We start from the raw sequence: 19,369 nt of genomic DNA on the forward strand, positions 1-19,369 counted from the left end.
TCGTTAAAAACTGCATGCATTCACGTCCTTTTTCTAGTGAAATTTATTCAGAACGATTTACATTGCTTACCTTCGAAGTACGCTGCTACCTTTTTAAATCACTCTATACGAGGAGCTTGAATGACAAGTTATCAAATGTTTGAACCTCTTCAAATTACTATTCACAGGCAACTTCTATGCATTCTTCTTTTATTTTTGGAAAACCGTCCCCTTCACTAATTCCACCAATGAAGAAGCTCTGGCTAATATCCATTTCGAATTTAGCTTCTCCATTTACCGTTCCTCTCAAAGCAAAATTACCCATAGGACTGCTATGATCGGTACTAAATTCAACTGTTTCAACACCGTTATAATTATTCCGTATGTATTGTTCTGCTTTATCTTCGGCTTTTGCGATGAATTCCTGATCATATCTTTCATTGCTTGAGTTCACGTTGCAGGCTCCGAGAGAAAAAGCTAGTAAAATAGCGATTAAAGAAAGATATTTCATAAGGTCACCTCTTGAATACAAAATATTTAGCGAAAACTCAATAAGGCAAGGGTTTAACAATTTTTTTGCTTATTGGGAACCAGCCATCTTCCCAAATAAAATAAAGAAAATGATTGCGAAGACAGATAATGAAATAGAAAATAAAACCAACAAAACCCTAGCTATAAACCAATTAAACCTTTCATATATATTACTTGCGACAAATTGAGTTAAGCCAATCAATGGGTATGAAAGAATCATTAAAAATTCTAGATCGTGAACCACCCATCGATATAACCCTTGTCCTGCCGATTTACTTATGAGATATAAGAAAGAAAAAAATAAATTGAAGCACAATGATAAACCGATAAATCCACATGCTATTGCGATAAACTCCATCAAGCGACACCCTTTTCGTAAATGCAGTCACCTAAACTTCAATTAAACTATTTTAATAACGTTGCTAAAATTGGTGATGTACTGCTTTATATCAAGTTATGCTTATAAGATAATCAAACAAAATAAAAAATGAGATCGCGAGGATCAATACCAAAATGGCGTATAAGATTAGCATTAATCGAGCTGTAAACCAGTTAAATTTTTCATAAAATCCACTTGCTATGTATTGCGTTAATCCGAATATGGAAAAGTTATTAGTGTTAATATGAAAAAATCATCATGGGTAGCCCAGCGATAAAAGCCCTTTCCTGCGGTTTTGCTAACCATGTATAAAAATGAAAAAAAGAGATTAACCATTAAGAAAAATCCAATAACACCGCAACAAGTAATGAACACATCCATCATTTACTTAACATCCTTTGCCGTTGTTTTAGAGTGGCTGGGGGTGTGATCACTCTTTCTCTCAATTAAAATTTAACCAGTTCACACACGTCGAAAGATTTGATGTCTTCTCTGAAACCCTCCGTTGATTATACACCAACTTCTACAATTATGATGAATGATTAGTAAGGCACCCTGTAATATTATATAAAGATAAGCTCATTCCAAAGGTGTTTTGTGTTCAAACAGGGAGCTATTCATCCTAATGCGTAGCTCACCTGTTTTTTTACATGTATTAAAACCATGTGAAAAATTCAAGCAATTCGCAGCTAACTAATAGGAAGGGAGAACGAAGAGATGAAGAAAGGTATATATGCTGAATCTCCGTTCTTTTTACTTCTTTAATGTACAATTATGGAGAATTCTAATCATCCTTTAAGGTACTTGGATAATGTTTTTCCAAAAACCCATTCTCTAATTCACTCTTATCTCTGCTAATCATTCTAATGTAATCGAAATCATATCGACTAACACGATATACGTTATGATTTCGATCTGTTGGAATTTGTGGGGAATCGAGCGGATAAGGTGTATGTATATGCTTCACATGAGGAAAGCATTATTTCAAGTCAGTTTTTCTACGCTATTAATCATAAGTATGTAAAGCCACATAAAGTAAACGATGCATTAGAAGATGGCGATGAAAGATATGATGTATCGTCAAAAAGAGGTTTTATGGTACTACGCATGATGATTTTAAAACGGCAGATCATATTGCTGATGAGTGGTTTGAAGAGATAAAAAGTAATCAAGTATGAGTCGATTTGTAGTCATCTATTGTCCAAGAAGTAAACTGCATTTAAAAGTATTTTTGAGATGATTGAAAGGGGACGTAGGTTGGAAAACAATTTTACGTAAAAGAAGCAAATTCAGAAGGTCATCGCTGTAGTCATTGAAAAAAAGGAGGAGAGCAACCATGATTACAAGTTATGCAAAATATAAAAACGGCATTTATGAGTTAGAAAGGAATGGCGATGTACTAGAATTGATAAGTACAAATCCTGAAGATCTTGAAAACGGATTTTCATATTATGAAAATGTGTTAGGAGAGACACAAGACGATTTTTTTTATAAAAATGGTTAATATGGAGGAGTTGGACTTTGCATTTGATTTAAAGGTGAATGCCAAGTACAAGAGAGAAGAATTTGAAACGCTATCCATTGGGCCTTTTACCCTTCGAGACGATAAAATTTCACTTTTTACAAGTGATGAAGGAATGGCGAAAGAATTTAACTTTTATAAGAGAGAACAGTTCGTTTTTATTAAAGAAGTTTCGATTCAGGAAATTGAACATCTGATCGAAATCCAACTCCCAATTCTTAAATTTAAAGAGTTACCGATCTCTCGAAAAGTGATTGCAAGCAATGAAATGATAGATTACATAAAAGAAAATATGATGTAGCACATTCCTCTTTTGGTAAGCGAGTGGAGTGATGAAAAGATGAACCAATCCCAACTGCTTAAAGCGTGTGAATGAATGGGGTTTGACGTTGAGATTATTCAAGATCGTATTAAAGAAAATGTTTCCTGCAATTGAGGGTCAGCAGAGTAAGAAGGAGCGAGTTACAAATGAAACTAAGACAGGCTTCTACCCTAATGAACCGACCGGGATTACATACGTTATGTAAAGATGATGTGCTGCAAGAGAGAAAGTCCCCTTATGAAAATTATTATAAGTTAACAAGATGCAACAACACCTGGCAATATGGATTATTTGTGGTAGAGAATCAGAACAATCCATTTTTTAAGGAAATGCAGAAATTTCATTCCGAAGCTGAAGGGGCCAAGTACTTTTTATTCCATCGGTTATCTTCTTATTATTTTTCAGAGAGAATACGTCCTTTTATGATAAGCCATTCTGAATTGGATATAGGTGGTCCTTTCTTTGATTTAAAGAAATTAAAAAAAGCAATGTCTCTCATTGGGATCCCTCCTTCCATTGTGTCGGTTGGGAAAGTGAAGGAACTACGCTTGGAACGTAAAAGGATTGCATTAATAAAGAAAGATGATGGAACTTTTATTGTTTCTTTTATGAATGGAAATGGGGAAGTCATTCAATCGACTATGCCAGTTGATTATAAGAGAGCATTGTTTATCATTTTTAAAAAAGTGTACTTACTTCATCTTTTTGAACGAGAAGTAAGCGAATGGTTGGAGAAAGAAAATCTTAGAAAATATGTCTCTGACCGCGACATTTCTATTTTTCTATCATAGGCAGGTGCAAAAGAAATTGGATCGGGAGAAGTTATTTTAGAATCGGCGGGACGGTTCTACTGATTCAGTCGCTTACAAATAAGGAAAAGTAGGGGAGCTAAGTCATTTTATGATCTAGTTCTCCTGCTTTTTTATTTGGGCTAAACAGATTTTTTTGTAATATTTACTACTGCATTAGTTATTTTAAGATAGCATCGTGAGAACCGTCCCGCCGATTCCCCCCAGCCCCCAAATTCCCAGAGAGATAATGTCACATGATTGTTGTAGACAATTTTTGTTCATGCAAAAATACTTATAATCATAAATGTCAGATTAATTAACGTTTTCTAAAAATAAAATCATGGTTCTGAAAAAGTGAAAGGGGAAGTTAGAATGGATTCGATGTTTTTGATGAATAGTCTTTGGGTGATGTTTTCAGCAGTGCTTGTTATTTTGATGCTAGGCGGTTTCATTTTACTGGAAGCTGGGTCAACACGAATGAAAAATGCTGGCCATATTGCTGGTAAGACGATCTTCACATTTGGGATTGCTTCGTTAGTCTTTTGGGCAGTTGGGTATGGGTTAATTTTCGGGGAAGGAAATGCGCTCTTCGGTTTAACGGACTTTTTCTATTCAGGTTATGAAATTGAAGGATTAGGACTTTCAGCACCAGTTTTCTTCTTATTCCAGCTAGCGTTCGCAGGTATTTCCTTAACGATTGCATTTGGTGGATTTGCTGAACGTGCGAAATTAACAGCTTATATTCTGTTTGCGGTTTTATTCTCAGTCCTCGTTTATCCTGTGATTGCCCACTGGATTTGGGGCGGCGGCTGGTTAGCTGAGCATAGGAAACAAGACTTTGCAGGTTCCACGGTTGTTCACTTAACAGGTGCAATGGGCGCTTTTGCTGCAACGATTCTTTTAAAACCACGGATTGGCAAATATAATAAAGATGGTTCTCCGAACAACATTGCCGGGCACAACCAGGTATTTACGGCACTCGGTGTACTCGTTTTATGGGTAGGTTGGTTCGGATTTAATGCAGGTAGTACGTTATCTGCTGACGCTGCATTCTTTGGATTTGTCGCTATGAATACGAACTTAGCAGCAGGTGCTGGAGCTGTAGCCGCTTTAGTTGTGGCGTGGGCCGTAACAGGAAAAGCGGATGTGCCAACGATGTTAAACGGTGGATTAGCAGGATTAGTTGCGATTACAGCTTCCTGTGCTTTTGTCGACACGTGGGCAGCGGTTGTGATTGGATTAGTTGCTGGAATGATCGTGTTTTACAGCATGAGATTTTTCGAAAAGCGAAAAGTGGATGATCCGATCTTTGCTTTATCTGTGCACGGTGTAGCAGGCGTGTGGGGTACGTTATCAAACGGTTTGTTCGCAACGCCAGAGCTTGCAACTGTTGGGAAACCAGGACTTTTCTACGGTGGCGGCTTCGAGCAGCTAGGCGTTCAAGCACTTGGTGTTGGTGCGAGTGGAGCTTATGCATTTGGTGTTTCGTTTCTGCTTTTAGTAGTCATTAAGAAAGTGCTAAACGGTTTACGTGTCACTGAAGAAGAAGAGATTATTGGTCTTGATCTCAGTGAGCACGGTAGCTATGGTTACCCAGAATTCTTACAGACGAGCGAACAGCCAGTACAACAAGGTGGAAAAAGCTCAAAATCCGGTTAATTGAGATGCAAAGGGGCTGTCGGTATGGATGATGGTGTTGAAACTTATGAGGATCTAAACAAAATGAGAGAACAACAAATCAAGAACGTTGCGACAGATCATTTTGCACTGAATCACTTCCATGATCAGCTGATGAGTCAAATCGTGCATCTAGCATTGGAGAAAGTGAAAAAAGAGTGGGGGCCACCTCCCTCTCCTTTTTCATTTTTTTTAATGGGGAGCGGCGGTCGGTTTGAGCAAGCGCTATGGAGTGACTAGGATCATGGGATTGTTTATGAAGTTACGAGCAAAGAGGCGAGCAACTATTTTCTTAAGCTTGGAAAAGAAATCTCGGTTGGTCTCAATACGGTTGGATATGAATTCTGTGATGGAAATGTGATGGCGTCTAATCCACTTTGGTGTAAATCAATAGAAGAGTGGAAAAGGCAGTTAGAAAACTGGATGGATGATGAAAGCTTTGAAGCTATCCGTCACTTATTAATTTTTATTGATGCGAGAGTCTTAGTTGGTAGAGGGAAATTTATTGAAGATTTAAAGCAAGTGATTCACTCTAAAATCGAGGAATCACCATACTTATTAAAAAGAATGCTGAAAAATACGATGAGGCTTCAAAAAGGGATCGGTGTATTCGGACAAATACTCGTCGAAACGCATGGAACCCATACTGGAGAAATTAATTTAAAACAGACGGCTTTATTTCCCTATGTTAACGCGGTGAGGCTTCTTGCATTGAAGGAGAGCGTGATGAAGACTTCTACTTTAGCAAGACTTGGTGCATTATCAGATAGTAGCGGTTCAGAATGGAAGCAGTATGAAGATAAATTTAGAAGGCTTTTACAGTTTCGGCTTTGTTATGGAAAACAAGAAGATTATGAAGCCGTTCATTATGTGACGATTGACTCCCTTCATAAAGAACAGAAGAAAGAGCTCAAGGAGGTTATGAAAAAAGGCATTGAGCTTTACAACGACACCACAAAGCACATCGAAAAGGGTGTTACTAAATGAAGATGAATCAAATGGTTCAATATTTAAAGCAGTTATCCGGTAAGGTGAATACGAGCATGTACGCATCAATTCAAGATCAATCAAACCCTCATCATATTTCCATGCTAAGACAAATGCAAAAAGAAATAAAAATGAAAAACACGTTGGAAGTGCCGTTGAATCAATTAAGAGTCGTTGTGTTTGATCTTGAAACAACCGGTTTTTATCCGAATAAAGGGGATGCCATCCTGTCGATTGGGGCGGTGAAAGTAACCGGTGAAACAATTGAGAAAGATACTTTTTATTCATTGGTTCAGTCTAGTAACGCACCATCCGAAGAGGTCACTGAATTAACGGGCATTAAGGCGGAAGATCTGGATTCAGCACCGCCCCTCTCAGATGTGCTCGCTCGATTTTATGAATTTATGAAAGGGCACACTTTAGTTGCGCATCATGCGAAGCATGAACAGTCTTTCATGCAACAAGCCACCTGGAGTTTGATGCGTGCCAGTTTCGATCATCGCATTGTGGATACTTCCTTTTTAATACGAATTGCTGATCCTGAGCTAAAAGGATTTCAATTAGAAGAGTGCTGTACAAATTGCGGAATTGAGGTGAAAGATCGCCATCATGCCCTGGGAGATGCCAAAATGACAGCTGAGCTGTGGTGTCATTACTTGAAGAGAATTCAGGAGATGGGGTTTACGAATTTGCGTGAGGTTTATGAGCGGTTGGCGCGGATGGGGTAGGGGCGTGAAAACTAAAGATCCAGATGAGTGAAACCTAATGTGAGTAGCTTATCTGGTTTTATTTTGTAAAAAAGTATAATTTGAGATTTTGTCTAGGTGATTGCCGAATAGGATTTGTATGTAATGTGATAGAGATATTAGGTAAGCTAGAGCATATGTTTGCTTGTTTCTGTATGTGACTGATTAAAAAGAACTACTTCTTCGATTACTTAATTTCTTAATGGCGCACAAAGAACCATTTGCGTTCTTTATAAGAAACGTTATAATATTTATAAAGAACAAAAGATCGATTTTAGAAAGTTTGTAAGAGAAGAGATATTAATAAAGGAGGGGTCACATGGAAGGTGAAGTTAAGAATGATTAGCGAAAATATAAAAAAATATCGCGGTGAGAAAAGTCTATCATTAACTGAATTAGCAAAGCGATCGAATGTTTCGAAGTCTTATTTGAGCAGTCTTGAAAGAGATATTAAACAAAATCCATCAATTAATATTATTGAAAGGATTGCAAACGTTTTAGAAGTAGATGTTCAAGACATATTTAGTGAAAATAAGTATGAGGTTGCGAGGGAACACGATAAAGTAGGTTCTGAATGGTTCAATTTTATAAAAGAAGTAAAAATGGCAGGTATTAAGGAAGAGAACCTAATTTATTATAAAGAACTAATAGAATTTATTAACTGGAAAAACAAGAATAAATAGGTTGTTTGATTATGGTTAATACATTTAAATAGTCACTTTATATAGGATGATGACTAGTCCTTATTGCTCCCTTCTTCATAAAATATAAAGTAGTGAAAGAAGTTTTTAATATACTACACTATTATATTATGGAGAGTAGAGGTGTATCAATGCATAAGGAAGTCGTAGTAGATGACTTTGCAGGTTCAAACGATCCTCAGAAAATACAAGCTGCAATAGATTATGCTCATATAAATAATGTAAAAACAGTATACCTTACAGAGCGTGATTATATTATGACTAGTGGCATTCAGATAAAAGAAGGAATAAAATTAAAATTCAGTTATGGATCAAGATTTGTAGTATATGGGAATTTTAAAGTAATCCAGATGGAGAGAAATTCGTCATTAGATGAAGCATATATTGCCATTGATGATACAACTTTTAATTCATCAGTCATTTATTTGGATGGTAAGTACAAGTATTATAACGTATGGTGGAAATCACTTGTTAAAAACCTGACAATTGTTAATTGGAGTGGTAGCCATAAAGGTATTGGACTTCATTTATATTCAAATGGTCCGAACCACGCCATTTCTTTTATGGATTTTGAGAATATAAAAATTGTGGGTATGAATACCGGCGTTAAATTACAGGCTGTTAAAGCTTCCAGTGGGTTTAGTTATGTAAACGCTAATCGCTTCAATGCTTTGTCATTAGATGACTGTATAAATAATATACAAATCATTGGTAGTGAAACAATCCCATTTGAGTGTAGTGGTAACTTATTTACTAATATTCAAGTTCAACCAACTTCGGCTACTCAGCAACTTTTTCAAATTAATGGACAACAAAATTTCTTTGATGGGCTAGTATGGGATATCTCAACAATCAACTCTACAGCCTCGCTCGTTAAACTAACGAACAAAAGTTCACTAAACTCATTTAATGTAAGGGGAATACCTCAAGATAGAATAAATAACCAAGGTAGAAAAAATGTATTAAATTTATTGTATTAATATTTATATATAAAACTTCACATCCATTGATGTGAAGTTTTATAACTTTATAAGAAACACTTACTTCTTTATAAAGAACATGATAAGATAGTAGAAACAAATATAAAAGTTGCCAATCTTAGTTCAGTCATTATAAATAGCGAGGAGATCGGAGGACGTGAATAGAACTAAAAGCAAACTATTATTAGTCCAAATGTCTAGAGCTTTTGCTATTTTCTTCGTCCTAGTAGGTCATGCAAATAGTTTGTTTTATGCAAGGTTTGACTACAATTGGTTTCATATAGCCGAATGGGAAAGAACTGGAGGTGTTGATTTCTTTTTTGTAGTGAGTGGCTTTATGATTGTCTTTGTTTATCATAAATACACAGGAAACATTACAAAATCAAAAGAGTTCCTATTAAAACGCTTAATTAGAATATTTCCTTTATATTGGCTAATGTTATTAACAGCGATTTTCCTTTATCAAATATTCCCCAATGTTGGGGAAATGCAGCCACTTACTGCCATTGATTTATTTACTAATTTATTTTTAACTACACAGACCCCTTTATTGGATGTTACCTGGTCTCTGAGTTATATTTTATTTTTTTACTTTATTTTTTTCTATACCTATGCGTGCCACGTGTTTGGAAGTTTATCATCCCTCCGTGGTTTTTGTTAATTTTAATAGCTCAATTTTTTTATAAAAACAACGAGGTGTTTTTGCTTAGTTTTAATCATATAGAAATTGGATTTGGTTGTTTTGTCGCATACATGACATTTCAGAATCTAATTAAATATGAAAAAGTATGGTTGTTAATTGGATTAGCTGGATTCCTTTTTATTTGGTGTAACAACATCTATCACTTTACTCAAATTGATATCATGTTTATGTATAGCGTCTTTTCTATGTTTATACTAATTGGGATTATTGGAATGGAACGAAATTTCACATATAAACTTCCCGCTAGTGTATCACTTTTAGGAGATGCATCTTACTCAATATACATTTGCCATGGTCCCCTTATTCAGTTATATATGTTAATCTTTCTCTGGATGAACCTAGATGATATGTTCAATTTACTATTATTAATGATTGGAACAATCGTATTGTCAACTGTATCTTCCATGATGATTTATTTAACGATTGAGAAACCTGTGACTAAATATTTACAAGTGAAATTGTTAAAGCAGACATTGATAAAGAAAAAGATCAAATCTAAGGAACCCCTATTGAAAAAGATCGAAGAGAGTTAAACATGTAGACTTGTTCTTTATAAAGAATTGAACGACCGCTTTATCACCAATAAAAAGAACATCGCGATTGTTAATAGTCTGGAGGGTGTTATCACTATGGGAGAAAGTATTACAATTAAACGATTATTAAAGATTTTACAACGAAGATTTTTGGTTGTTATAGCAGTATTTGTCGTTATCTCCGGTTCTACGTTTTTCGCAGTTACGTATTTAATGAAGACAACATATGAAGCAAATGAATATATCTTTATTGGTGATCTTCAAAATGAATCTAAAGATTTTTATGAAGAGAACCAGAAAATAAACCGAATGGTAGCTTCCTCAATCGATTTTATAAATAGTCCGATCGTCAGTAAAGAAGTCTTAAGTAAAAATAATTTAAAAAGTTATGACTTTGCAAACCAGTTAGTAGTTACAAATACAAAGGAATCACAAATAATAAAAATTACAATTACTGGTGAAGATCCCAAATTAGTTAAAGATTTAAATCATAGTATCGCTACTACATCGGTAGAAAAGATGTCAGAAATACTAAATTTCGAGAATGCTAAAGTTTTAAGTTCTGAAAGTACTCTTAGTTCTAGTTCCAATCAAACACTAGGTAGTGCTATTGGGTGTGTGATAGCTCTATTTTTAGCAATTGGAGTAGCGATTGTAAAAGAAAGTTTTGATGAGACTATAAAGGATCCAGAAGGACTAGAAATTCAAACTGGCTTAGTAGTTTTATCGAAAGTGAACTTAAGGAAAAAGAATCATTCTTGGTTTTTAAAGAAGAAGATAAAGGACAAAAATATAAAAGAAATACGAGGTGATTTAAATCATGAAAAAGAAAAGGACAAAAATCTACAAGCTATTAAGTGACCATTATGTGAGCACTGAACAGATGAGGATTGTTTCACGCAACCTTCAATATTCAATTGACTTTAGTAATAAAACGATATTTCTAATGCTTACTTCGGCGAATGCTACAAAAGGAAAATCAATTATTTCAGTTAAGTTAGCTGCCTCATTTGCTGAGCAAGGCAAGAAGGTTCTTCTTGTAGATACAAATTTCAAATCCCCCACGCTAAATGAATTATTTCAAATTTCAAATGAACAAGGATTTTCTAATATTATTAACGGAAAAATTGATAGTAGAGTTCCAATAAGAACGAGTATACCGTACCTTTCGATTCTACCAGCTGGTTTACCGATGGATAACACCTTTAGGATGTCCTTACCCGATAGACTTTCTATAATAAAAAAGAATTGGGCGACGCTATACGATATTGTTATATTCGATTCTCCATCTTTATTAGAAGTATCGGATTCACAGGATTTTTTGAATATATGTGATGGGGTAGTCCTTGTTGTAACTGAAAATAAGACTAAAAAAGAAGAAATCTCTCTTATATCCAAAGGTGTAACTAGAGCAGAAAAAAGGGTTTTAGGCATGATTTATCAGGTCAGTTAAAAGACAGGTGACTTTTTATGAAGGGCAAAAAAAATTCAATAGGCGTTAATGTATTACACATGTTTTATAGTACCGCGCTCTCAAGTGTGCTTAATGCAATTGCGTTAATTGTCTTGGCTAACTATTTAAATTCAAAAGATTATGGAATCCTAAGTGTAGCGTTGGCATTTGCAATGATCATGAGTTATTTTACAGATTCAGGATTAAGCGAAATTGTTTTGCGAGAGGGTTCCAAACGAAATTCTAATATTGAAGTTATCCTTTCTTCTTATATCAAGTTAAGGACGATATTATTGGTTGCTACGTTTGGTATCGGCTTTATTATTATTCATCTTACGACTCAATCATCAGAACTTATCAACATAGCCTATTATTTAATCATCCCGATGGTTTTAGGTGTGGCTATGCAAAGCATAGGCACAACTTATTTTAAACTTTCTGAAAAAATGCAGTATTCAGGATATATTAAAATGTGCTCGTCTAGTTGTCTCATCATTATTATTTTAATAGGAATCCTATTAAATTTAAATTCTTTACTGATAGCTTTCATGTATGGATTTGCTTACTTTCTTGCGGGGCTTTTCGCTTTCGTTCTTTTATTGAAAGAAATTAAAGTGAGTCTATCATCACCATTTCATAAAGAATTGTTTTCGCAATTCTGGTCGTTTCTTTTAAGTGGTTTACTTTTCGTAACCCTTCCTCAAATTGGTCCCCTGGTGTTAGAAAAGACATTAACTTTATCTGAAGTAGGTTTCTTTGCAGTAGCTTATCGTATACCACAAGCTTTAACACAATTACCACTTGTTATTGCTGCGGCTTTTATTCCAGTGCTATTCCGACAATTTAATTCCCATCAGGTGATCAAGCATAGAGACTTAAACATTCTTCAGATAAAAGTGATGGGTATCATTGGGATGGGGATGGCAATACCCTTTTATTATATGTCAGATACCATTATAGGAATAATTTTGGGCGAAGAATGGGTTATGGCCGCTACTTTACTGAAGGTGCTTTGTTTAATGCTGGTTTTTCAAAGTATGAGCATAGCTCTTGCAGATGGATTAACATCTATGGGGAAACAAAATAATAGAACAGTTGTACAAGCAATGGCTCTATTATGTGGCATCATTCTCTATTTTTACCTTAGTAACCGTATTGGCATAATGGGAGCAAGTTATTCAGGGGTACTAATTGAAGTGATTGCACTAGGAGGATTTTGGCTATTAAATCCACATAAATGGGAAATAGCAAAGCGAGCTTTGCTTCCTTACATGCTTTACTTTGGTTCAACTATCTTATTACTTAATTATTTATTGAATAGTTATCCAGTTATCTCCGTAGTTATTCATTTCATATTGCTGATGTTATTACTTCTTATTGATAAAGAATTAAATAGTAACTTGCAAGAAAAGTTAAAGAGAGTTAAACATGTATATAAAAAAAAGCATGTCAGAACGTCTAAGGAGGTCGGGAGTGGATTATAAAAAAAATTAGATGTAAAAAAGCAATACTTGTTAGTGAGCATGTTTTTTCTAGTTACACTTACAAATTTCAACATAGATATTGGATTTTCACTAAAACCATTTATGATTTTTTCGTTTATTTATTTATTAATGAACCTATCGAAGTTTGAAATTAAAAAGTTGTACTGGTATGAAATAGTGCTCATTGTTTTTCACTTATATTATTGTTATACGGGAGTTTTTGCAAAATACCCTGAATCAAGTGTAAGAGTATTATTTGGCTTTACGATACTACTAGGGTGTTATTTTATTATGAAGCATGCAATGACTGGTATATCAGTCAATGTTATTGAACGAGCTATCGGTATTTCTGGAGTATTGTTCAATTCAGTAAGTCTTCTCCTATATATATTGGGATTAAGTGTTTTAAACTTTCAATTTCAAGGAGACCGCATAAAAGTGTTAGGGGTGATGCTGGATCGTGATTATCCCAGGTTAATTGGTACTGTACCTGATCCTAATTTTTATATTTTCTATAATACTTTGTTTTTTACTTATTTTCTTTGTAAACGTAATAGTCTATTAAATAAGGCAGGATTGCTTTTATGTATCCTAACAAATATTTTAACCTTTTCAAGAGGTGGCCTGTTAGCAGTGACGTTAATTGTTATCTTATACTTCTTTATGAATAATCCTGTTACTCAAATAAAATTATTTTTTGGTTTTTTGACCTCTTTTACAATAATTGGTTACGTTGTTATTTTTTATTTGAAGTTCGATGTGATGAGAATTATTGAATCAAGAATTAATGATTTTTCTCAGGATGGAGGAAGTGGACGTTTTGTATTGTGGGAAAGAGCTTGGGATTATTTCTCATCTAACGTGTGGCTCGGAATAGGTGCATTTAATTTTCCGGATTACAATGAACTTCATTATGGAGAATACATCCATGTTCATAACATGTTTTTAGATATACTTGCTGAATCTGGCATTATAGGGTTTGCCCTTTTTATAGTTTTTATCATTACATTAGGTGTAGAAATCATGAAGAAAAAGGTGATAAAAGCTAATACGTATTTGTTTTTATCTTTGTTAGCGATTATTTTTCAAATGATGTCTTTAACACTTATCATTAATGAAATGCTTTTTATGTACCTGGCTATAGTCGCTGTACTAATTTCAATAAAGTCAAAATCGTTTACTACTTTAGAAAGTAGTGAGAGAAGATCTTATGAGAAAGTAACGTCTTCGGAGGGGGGATATATTTGAGGATTCTATTCATTACAGACAAATTAATAATGGGTGGTGCAGAAACTTATTTCTATAAATTAGAAAATTTACTTAGCGAAGAAAAAATTCACTTCTTTACAGCTGCTGGTGATGGGGAACTAATACAGAAATTAAAGAATAAAAAGAACTTTACTCTATTAACAAAGAATCGTCATTTGAAAAATATATCGCTATTAGCGAGCATAGTAAAAAAACAGCAAATTAATATTTTACACGCAAATAGCTTGAGAATGGTGTTCTATGCCGTATGTATAAAACTATTTGTATCCAGAAGTATGAAGATAGTTTATACAAAACATAATGTCACTCTGTTAGAGAAGAAGTTCAAGAGACTCCTACCCAAAATTATTAATGCTTTTGTCGATAAAGTCATTACAGTTAGTGAATTTGAAAAAAAGAACTTAATTGATTTGGGAGTGAAGGGGAAAAAAATTGAAACGATTCATAATGGTGTTGATTTGAATCAATTTTCATTTTTAAATAAGAGTTCGAGTTCTGAAGAATTTAATATAGGGATACTAGGTCGACTTTCAGAAGAGAAAAACCATGAGTTATTTATCCAAATAGCTAAGGAAATGAAAAATGAACATGGACTAAAATTTCATATTGCAGGTGATGGACCTCGATATCAAGCTATTGCACAAATGATAAAAGATAATGGAGTGAGTCAGACAGTCGCTATGCTGGGGCAAGTTAATCAGCCGGATCAATTCATTAAAGATATGGATATCCTTATCCTAACTTCATTTCGAGAAGTCTTCCCGATGGTTTTATTAGAAGCTATGGCAGTAGGTACACCAGTAATATCAATTAATTATGGAGGCATTTGTGAAGCAATAGATGATAACAAAAATGGTTATCTCATAAATGATTATTCTGCTAAAGCGTTCGCAGAAAAAATAATTCTTATTCGTTCGGATGAAAACAAAAGGACTTTGCTCTCTATGAATGGCCGTAAAAAGGTTGAGAATTGCTTTACATCTGAAATAATGTCTGCTAATACGCTAGAGCAATATAACCTGGAAAAGGGATAGCACTTGAATAAACATATCTTTTTTACCCTAATTGTTCTTAATTAAGAATAGTTAAACACTTAATAGAGATCAAACATATAGAAGGAGGAATAGCACTATGAGGAAGAACAATCTTTCAGACAGATTAAACAAAATACTTCTTCTAACTTCTGATGTGCTTCTATTACTAGCAGGCATAATGATAGCTAATTTACTTTATTTTAATTCTTTAACTATGTGGATATCTCTTGGAGAGATAACATTCATAGTACCAATTTCTATTTTGTTGGTAACAATTGTATTTTTTTATTTTCTAGATTTGTATGCTGATTGGATTAGGAGGAGTATTAGTAAGTTTATGATTAATATTATTCTATCTTTATTACTTTCATCAACTCTTACACTATTTGCTTTTTATTTATTACCAATACAAAACATTCCTAGTATAGCAGTCTATCTTACATTGATTTTTCAACTAATCTTGATCATTAGCTCTCGTGTTCTTTATTGGTCTGTCTTAAAGCATTACAAGGGACAAAAAAATATGTTGATAATAGGCTCTGGTAGTAAACATGATGGTGAGTTAGTTTATGAGGTTCTTAACCATAATAAAGGTTGGTTTATTATACAAAATTTCATCCCAGTGTATAATGAGATCAATTTAATAGAGAACATTCAAGATACTGATATAGTCTTGTTATGTCCTTCACTTTCTTATACTGAAAAAAGTGAAATTATTTCTCAATGTTCAAGTAGAGGAATAGAAGTTATGGTTATACCTGAATTAACAGATTTATTTATATTAGAATCCAGTCCTCAGCAAATTGACGATACATTTGTATTATCGATTAAACCAGTTGAAATCACTTCCATCCAAAGGCATTTGAAAAGAACTTTTGACCTTTTAATCAGTTCTTTCATTATAGTACTTTGTTCACCCATATTTCTCGTTTTATTTATTATTATTCCTTTATCATCTAAAGGACCAGCCTTATATAAACAAGAACGATTAGGTGAAAATGAAAAGCCATATCATATTTACAAATTCAGGAGCATGGTAGAAGAAGCTGAGAGATTAACAGGGCCAGCGCTAGCTATTGATAATGACCCGAGAATAACCAGAGTCGGTAGGTGGATAAGAGCTACTCGATTGGATGAACTTCCCCAACTATTTAATATAATAAAAGGTGATATGAGTTTAGTTGGACCTAGACCTGAAAGGGCATTCTTTATTAATCAATTTAGAAGGGATATACCAAATTACTCCTATCGGATGTCTGTAAAGCCTGGTCTTACTGGGCTAGCACAAACATTATCAAATTATACTACTTCAGTAGAAGATAAACTTAGGTATGATGTTTTTTATATTAAAAACTACTCACTCCCATTAGATTTGAAAATTTTAATTCAAACTTTATCTGTAATGCTACAACGAAATCAGGCTGAGGGCATAAAAAAATTAGATAAAGATTTAGAAGATAAACTTAAAAATGTTTTAGATCAGAAAGACGTGGAAGCGATCACCCAAACTCGTTAAAAAAGTGAGGAAAGGAAGAATAATATGGATAAAAAAACAAAAATGATAGTCCATTAGTTTCCATTGTCACACCATGTTATAATTCTGCATTTACAATAAAAGAAACGATTGATTCTGTGATATCCCAAACCTATGAAAATTGGGAGCATATTATTGTTGATGATTGCTCTAAAGATAATTCAACCAATATTATAGTAGATGAACTGGCTCATGAACCAAGAATAAAACTAATAAAAATGAAATCAAATTCCGGAGCTGCCGAAGCAAGAAATATGGCGATTGAAAAAGCAAAAGGAAAATATATTGCGTTTCTGGATAGTGATGATTTATGGCATCCTGAAAAGCTCTATAAGCAAGTGAAATTCATGGAAGAAAATGATTTGTCGTTCTCTTTTACGAACTATAGAATTATAAAAGAAACGGGTGAAAGAACAAATAAAGTTGTTATCGGTCCCAAATCGTTAGATTATTATTATTTACTTAAAAATACTATAATTGGAACTCTTACAGTTATGTTAAATATAGAAAAGATTGGTCCAATAAAAATGGTAGGGAATCTTAATTGTACAGAAGATTTTGCTTTATGGCTCGTCCTCTTAAAGAAAGGTCATAATGCACATCGTCTTAATGAAGAGTTAGCTTATTATAGAAAGTCAAAACAATCTGATTCAGGAAATAAGCTTAAGTCAGCTAAGGAAACTTGGAATACTTATCGGAGAACTCAAAAAATCAGCGTCATTAAAACCGTGTGGTACTTCTCACATTATTCATTTAATGCTTATCGAAAGCATGCTAAATTATGAAAAAAGTTAAGAAGGATATTATCCTTCTTAACTTTTTTATTAATTTTATTTTGCGTTAAAAACTAATCTACGAGGTGAAATTCGTTCGCTTTACCTTCATCCTGAATTAATTGTGAATTAATATTAAAGTTAATTGTATTATGATTTGTTTCAGGAGTTAGTTTAATAATTGGGTTGCCGTGATCTAATGTTTGTACATCCCATATAACTCCGTCGAATTTATTTTCGGAACCATCAATATTCAATACTTCGTTCGTTTTTCCGCTTAGCTGAATCTGAAGGTTAGTAAACATATTCCCACTTGATTCATTTGGAACCGTTATACCGCCTTTAAAAACAATGAAATTTTTACATTCTTCTAAGGTGAAGTTTTCGAATCGATTGCCATTGATCCAACTAAAATCCCCATTTCCTGGATCTGTAGTTTGGAGTTCAACCCCAGTTGAAAACCCAGAGATGGTAATGTTTTTAAAATTAATAAATGATATATAATGGGAAGGTCCTCTAGCAAACAAAGAGAGAGCTGTTCCTTTAGTTTCACCTGATGAGTTTAAAAATTTTAGATCGTGAATCTCAGTCGTTTCCCATATTCCATAGAACTGATTTTTTCCATCTAAAGACAGTACACTAGAATTAAAGTCAGAGCTAATAATCTCAATAATTCCTCCGCTTATGGAAGCATTTTTCTCTAATTCAATCGCATTAAAATCCCCATTTATCTGCAAACGAGTATTATATCCAAGAGTAATTTTAACTCCTTCTTTAATTAATATAGGGGAGGAGATGATGTAGGATTTGTTAGCTTGTAAGATAACTTCAGAGGCATTAATATTTGAAGTTTTATTTATCGCATTTTGAATCGCTTTAGTATCATCAGATTTTCCATCTCCCTTCGCTCCAAATTCTTCCACTTTAACGTAATTCGAGCTACTGAAGTTAGTAGTTGATGTATTATTGAATTTTGTAAATGCGATTATACTGACAACGGTTATTAATAAAATTACCATTACTACTAAAAATTTATTGTTTGTTTTTAAGAACCTCAAAAAGATATCAGCTCCTTATTGTATATATCTATAATTGAATTATATACCATTTATTGTTCTTTTTATAGAACGAACAGGTTAATCACACAAGTTTTACATATTTACTTTACCGTATTTATTTAAAAGTGTAATTTGTATGGGAAAGTAAATCATATTTTTATTCCGAATACAGATACACACTTCAAACCGAGCCTACATAGATGGTTGGTAGTCCAAACAAATAGTTTAATCAAAGTGAAATTATTGATAAAAAGAAGCCAGGTAAGCTAATCTTTTTACTAATTAGCTCACCTGGCTTTTGCTTGTTATGAAATGGTAGATAATAATACTCTTACTACTTTAAACTTAAGCTTTCCTACTTCGCATACGTCTCCTTAATAACCGGTACAGACAACGCCCCAACGACAAGTAACACACCTGAAAGCAAGATCATAAACGGCATGGAAGATCCGATCAATGGGAATAAAACAAAGCTTAAGCATGAAGCAATAATTTGCGGCAAACAAATGCTACCGTTAAATAAGCCAAGATAAGTCCCCATATTCTTCCCTTTCAACGCATTCGTTAAGATGGTGAATGGGAATGTCATCATCGCGGCCCAGGCGATTCCGATTAATGTGAAGGAAATAACGAGTGCCCACTGATTGTGCACGAAGAAGACAGATCCAAATCCGATTCCACCTAGCAATAAGCTAATGGAGTAATAGAATTTTCGTGAGTTGTTTGGAATTCTGGATAATGCGAGAGACCAGAGTACAGCGCCAATCGACTGAACCGCTGTTAAAATTCCAAACCAGTTCCCCGCATCTTGATAAGCTGCGCTAGAAGGATCGCTCGTATTCCAAACATTTAACGCAATGGCACCTGTGCCATACGTCCACAAGTATTGAAAATGTATTTTGCAATAGAAAAG

20 protein-coding genes and 2 pseudogenes are annotated in these 19,369 nt (G+C 34.0%); 19 read left to right on the forward strand and 3 right to left on the reverse strand.

Annotation, left to right across the window (positions count from 1 at the left end):
* Nucleotides 1-157: 157 nt before the first annotated feature.
* Nucleotides 158-490, reverse strand: a complete 333-nt coding sequence (locus ACIFPW_RS12725; protein WP_430244747.1) for a hypothetical protein — start codon at nt 488-490, stop codon at nt 158-160.
* Between the two features lie 1,303 nt (nt 491-1,793).
* Here ACIFPW_RS12725 and ACIFPW_RS12730 point away from each other — a divergent pair.
* The 19 genes and pseudogenes from ACIFPW_RS12730 to ACIFPW_RS12820 all read left to right on the forward strand — a co-directional run bounded on the left by ACIFPW_RS12730 (nt 1,794) and on the right by ACIFPW_RS12820 (nt 17,410).
* Nucleotides 1,794-2,067: pseudogene (locus tag ACIFPW_RS12730) on the forward strand (hypothetical protein).
* A 158-nt stretch (nt 2,068-2,225) separates the two neighbouring features.
* A complete protein-coding gene (locus tag ACIFPW_RS12735; RefSeq protein ID WP_430244748.1) occupies nt 2,226-2,393 on the forward strand; it encodes a hypothetical protein in 168 nt (55 codons plus the stop codon).
* Between the two features lie 10 nt (nt 2,394-2,403).
* Nucleotides 2,404-2,712: a hypothetical protein gene (locus tag ACIFPW_RS12740; RefSeq protein WP_430244750.1), complete on the forward strand. Its 309-nt coding sequence runs from the start codon at nt 2,404-2,406 to the stop codon at nt 2,710-2,712.
* 167 nt (nt 2,713-2,879) lie between these two features.
* Entirely contained in the window at nt 2,880-3,524 is a 645-nt protein-coding gene (locus tag ACIFPW_RS12745) for a hypothetical protein (protein WP_430244752.1), read from the forward strand.
* Nucleotides 3,525-3,896: 372 nt separating this feature from the next.
* Nucleotides 3,897-5,183, forward strand: coding sequence for an ammonium transporter (locus ACIFPW_RS12750; RefSeq protein ID WP_430244754.1), 1,287 nt, complete (start codon nt 3,897-3,899; stop codon nt 5,181-5,183).
* A 63-nt stretch (nt 5,184-5,246) separates the two neighbouring features.
* Nucleotides 5,247-5,624 (forward strand): annotated as a pseudogene (locus tag ACIFPW_RS12755) (DUF294 nucleotidyltransferase-like domain-containing protein); the annotation flags it as partial.
* Entirely contained in the window at nt 5,625-6,188 is a 564-nt protein-coding gene (locus tag ACIFPW_RS12760; protein ID WP_430244781.1) for a putative nucleotidyltransferase substrate binding domain-containing protein, read from the forward strand.
* Entirely contained in the window at nt 6,185-6,916 is a 732-nt protein-coding gene (locus tag ACIFPW_RS12765; protein WP_430244756.1) for an exonuclease domain-containing protein, read from the forward strand. Before ACIFPW_RS12760 ends, ACIFPW_RS12765 begins: the two co-directional genes overlap by 4 nt.
* Nucleotides 6,917-7,260: 344 nt before the next feature.
* The gene (locus tag ACIFPW_RS12770) at nt 7,261-7,617 is read left to right on the forward strand and encodes a helix-turn-helix domain-containing protein (RefSeq protein ID WP_430244758.1); all 357 of its coding nucleotides are present in this window, start codon (nt 7,261-7,263) and stop codon (nt 7,615-7,617) included.
* A gap of 149 nt (nt 7,618-7,766) precedes the next feature.
* Nucleotides 7,767-8,615, forward strand: coding sequence for a hypothetical protein (locus ACIFPW_RS12775; RefSeq protein WP_430244760.1), 849 nt, complete (start codon nt 7,767-7,769; stop codon nt 8,613-8,615).
* 157 nt (nt 8,616-8,772) lie between these two features.
* Complete coding sequence (locus ACIFPW_RS12780) at nt 8,773-9,276, forward strand: acyltransferase family protein (protein WP_430244761.1); 504 nt, start codon at nt 8,773-8,775, stop codon at nt 9,274-9,276.
* Between the two features lie 41 nt (nt 9,277-9,317).
* Entirely contained in the window at nt 9,318-9,851 is a 534-nt protein-coding gene (locus tag ACIFPW_RS12785) for an acyltransferase family protein (protein WP_430244763.1), read from the forward strand.
* A gap of 96 nt (nt 9,852-9,947) precedes the next feature.
* Nucleotides 9,948-10,712: a YveK family protein gene (locus ACIFPW_RS12790; protein ID WP_430244765.1), complete on the forward strand. Its 765-nt coding sequence runs from the start codon at nt 9,948-9,950 to the stop codon at nt 10,710-10,712.
* Entirely contained in the window at nt 10,672-11,304 is a 633-nt protein-coding gene (locus tag ACIFPW_RS12795) for a CpsD/CapB family tyrosine-protein kinase (protein ID WP_430244767.1), read from the forward strand. The genes ACIFPW_RS12790 and ACIFPW_RS12795 overlap by 41 nt, the downstream gene beginning before the upstream one ends.
* Before the next feature lie 17 nt (nt 11,305-11,321).
* Nucleotides 11,322-12,788, forward strand: a complete 1,467-nt coding sequence (locus ACIFPW_RS12800; RefSeq protein WP_430244769.1) for an oligosaccharide flippase family protein — start codon at nt 11,322-11,324, stop codon at nt 12,786-12,788.
* Nucleotides 12,789-13,079: 291 nt separating this feature from the next.
* A complete protein-coding gene (locus tag ACIFPW_RS12805) occupies nt 13,080-14,036 on the forward strand; it encodes an O-antigen ligase family protein (protein ID WP_430244771.1) in 957 nt (318 codons plus the stop codon).
* Nucleotides 14,033-15,091, forward strand: a complete 1,059-nt coding sequence (locus tag ACIFPW_RS12810; RefSeq protein WP_430244773.1) for a glycosyltransferase family 4 protein — start codon at nt 14,033-14,035, stop codon at nt 15,089-15,091. The genes ACIFPW_RS12805 and ACIFPW_RS12810 overlap by 4 nt, the downstream gene beginning before the upstream one ends.
* A 97-nt stretch (nt 15,092-15,188) precedes the next feature.
* Nucleotides 15,189-16,607 (forward strand): sugar transferase, encoded by a 1,419-nt coding sequence (locus tag ACIFPW_RS12815; RefSeq protein ID WP_430244775.1) that lies wholly within the window; start codon nt 15,189-15,191, stop codon nt 16,605-16,607.
* 62 nt (nt 16,608-16,669) lie between these two features.
* Nucleotides 16,670-17,410, forward strand: coding sequence for a glycosyltransferase family 2 protein (locus tag ACIFPW_RS12820; RefSeq protein WP_430244783.1), 741 nt, complete (start codon nt 16,670-16,672; stop codon nt 17,408-17,410).
* A gap of 62 nt (nt 17,411-17,472) precedes the next feature.
* Here ACIFPW_RS12820 and ACIFPW_RS12825 read toward each other — a convergent pair whose 3' ends face one another.
* Nucleotides 17,473-18,456, reverse strand: coding sequence for a glycosyl hydrolase family 28-related protein (locus ACIFPW_RS12825; protein WP_430244777.1), 984 nt, complete (start codon nt 18,454-18,456; stop codon nt 17,473-17,475).
* Nucleotides 18,457-18,811: 355 nt separating this feature from the next.
* Nucleotides 18,812-19,369 (reverse strand): MFS transporter (locus ACIFPW_RS12830; protein WP_430244779.1); only part of this gene is annotated, 558 nt, incomplete at its 5' end.

This window comes from Pseudalkalibacillus sp. NRS-1564 (assembly GCF_050467905.1).
GTDB classification, from domain to species: domain Bacteria; phylum Bacillota; class Bacilli; order Bacillales; family Guptibacillaceae; genus Guptibacillus; species Guptibacillus hwajinpoensis_B.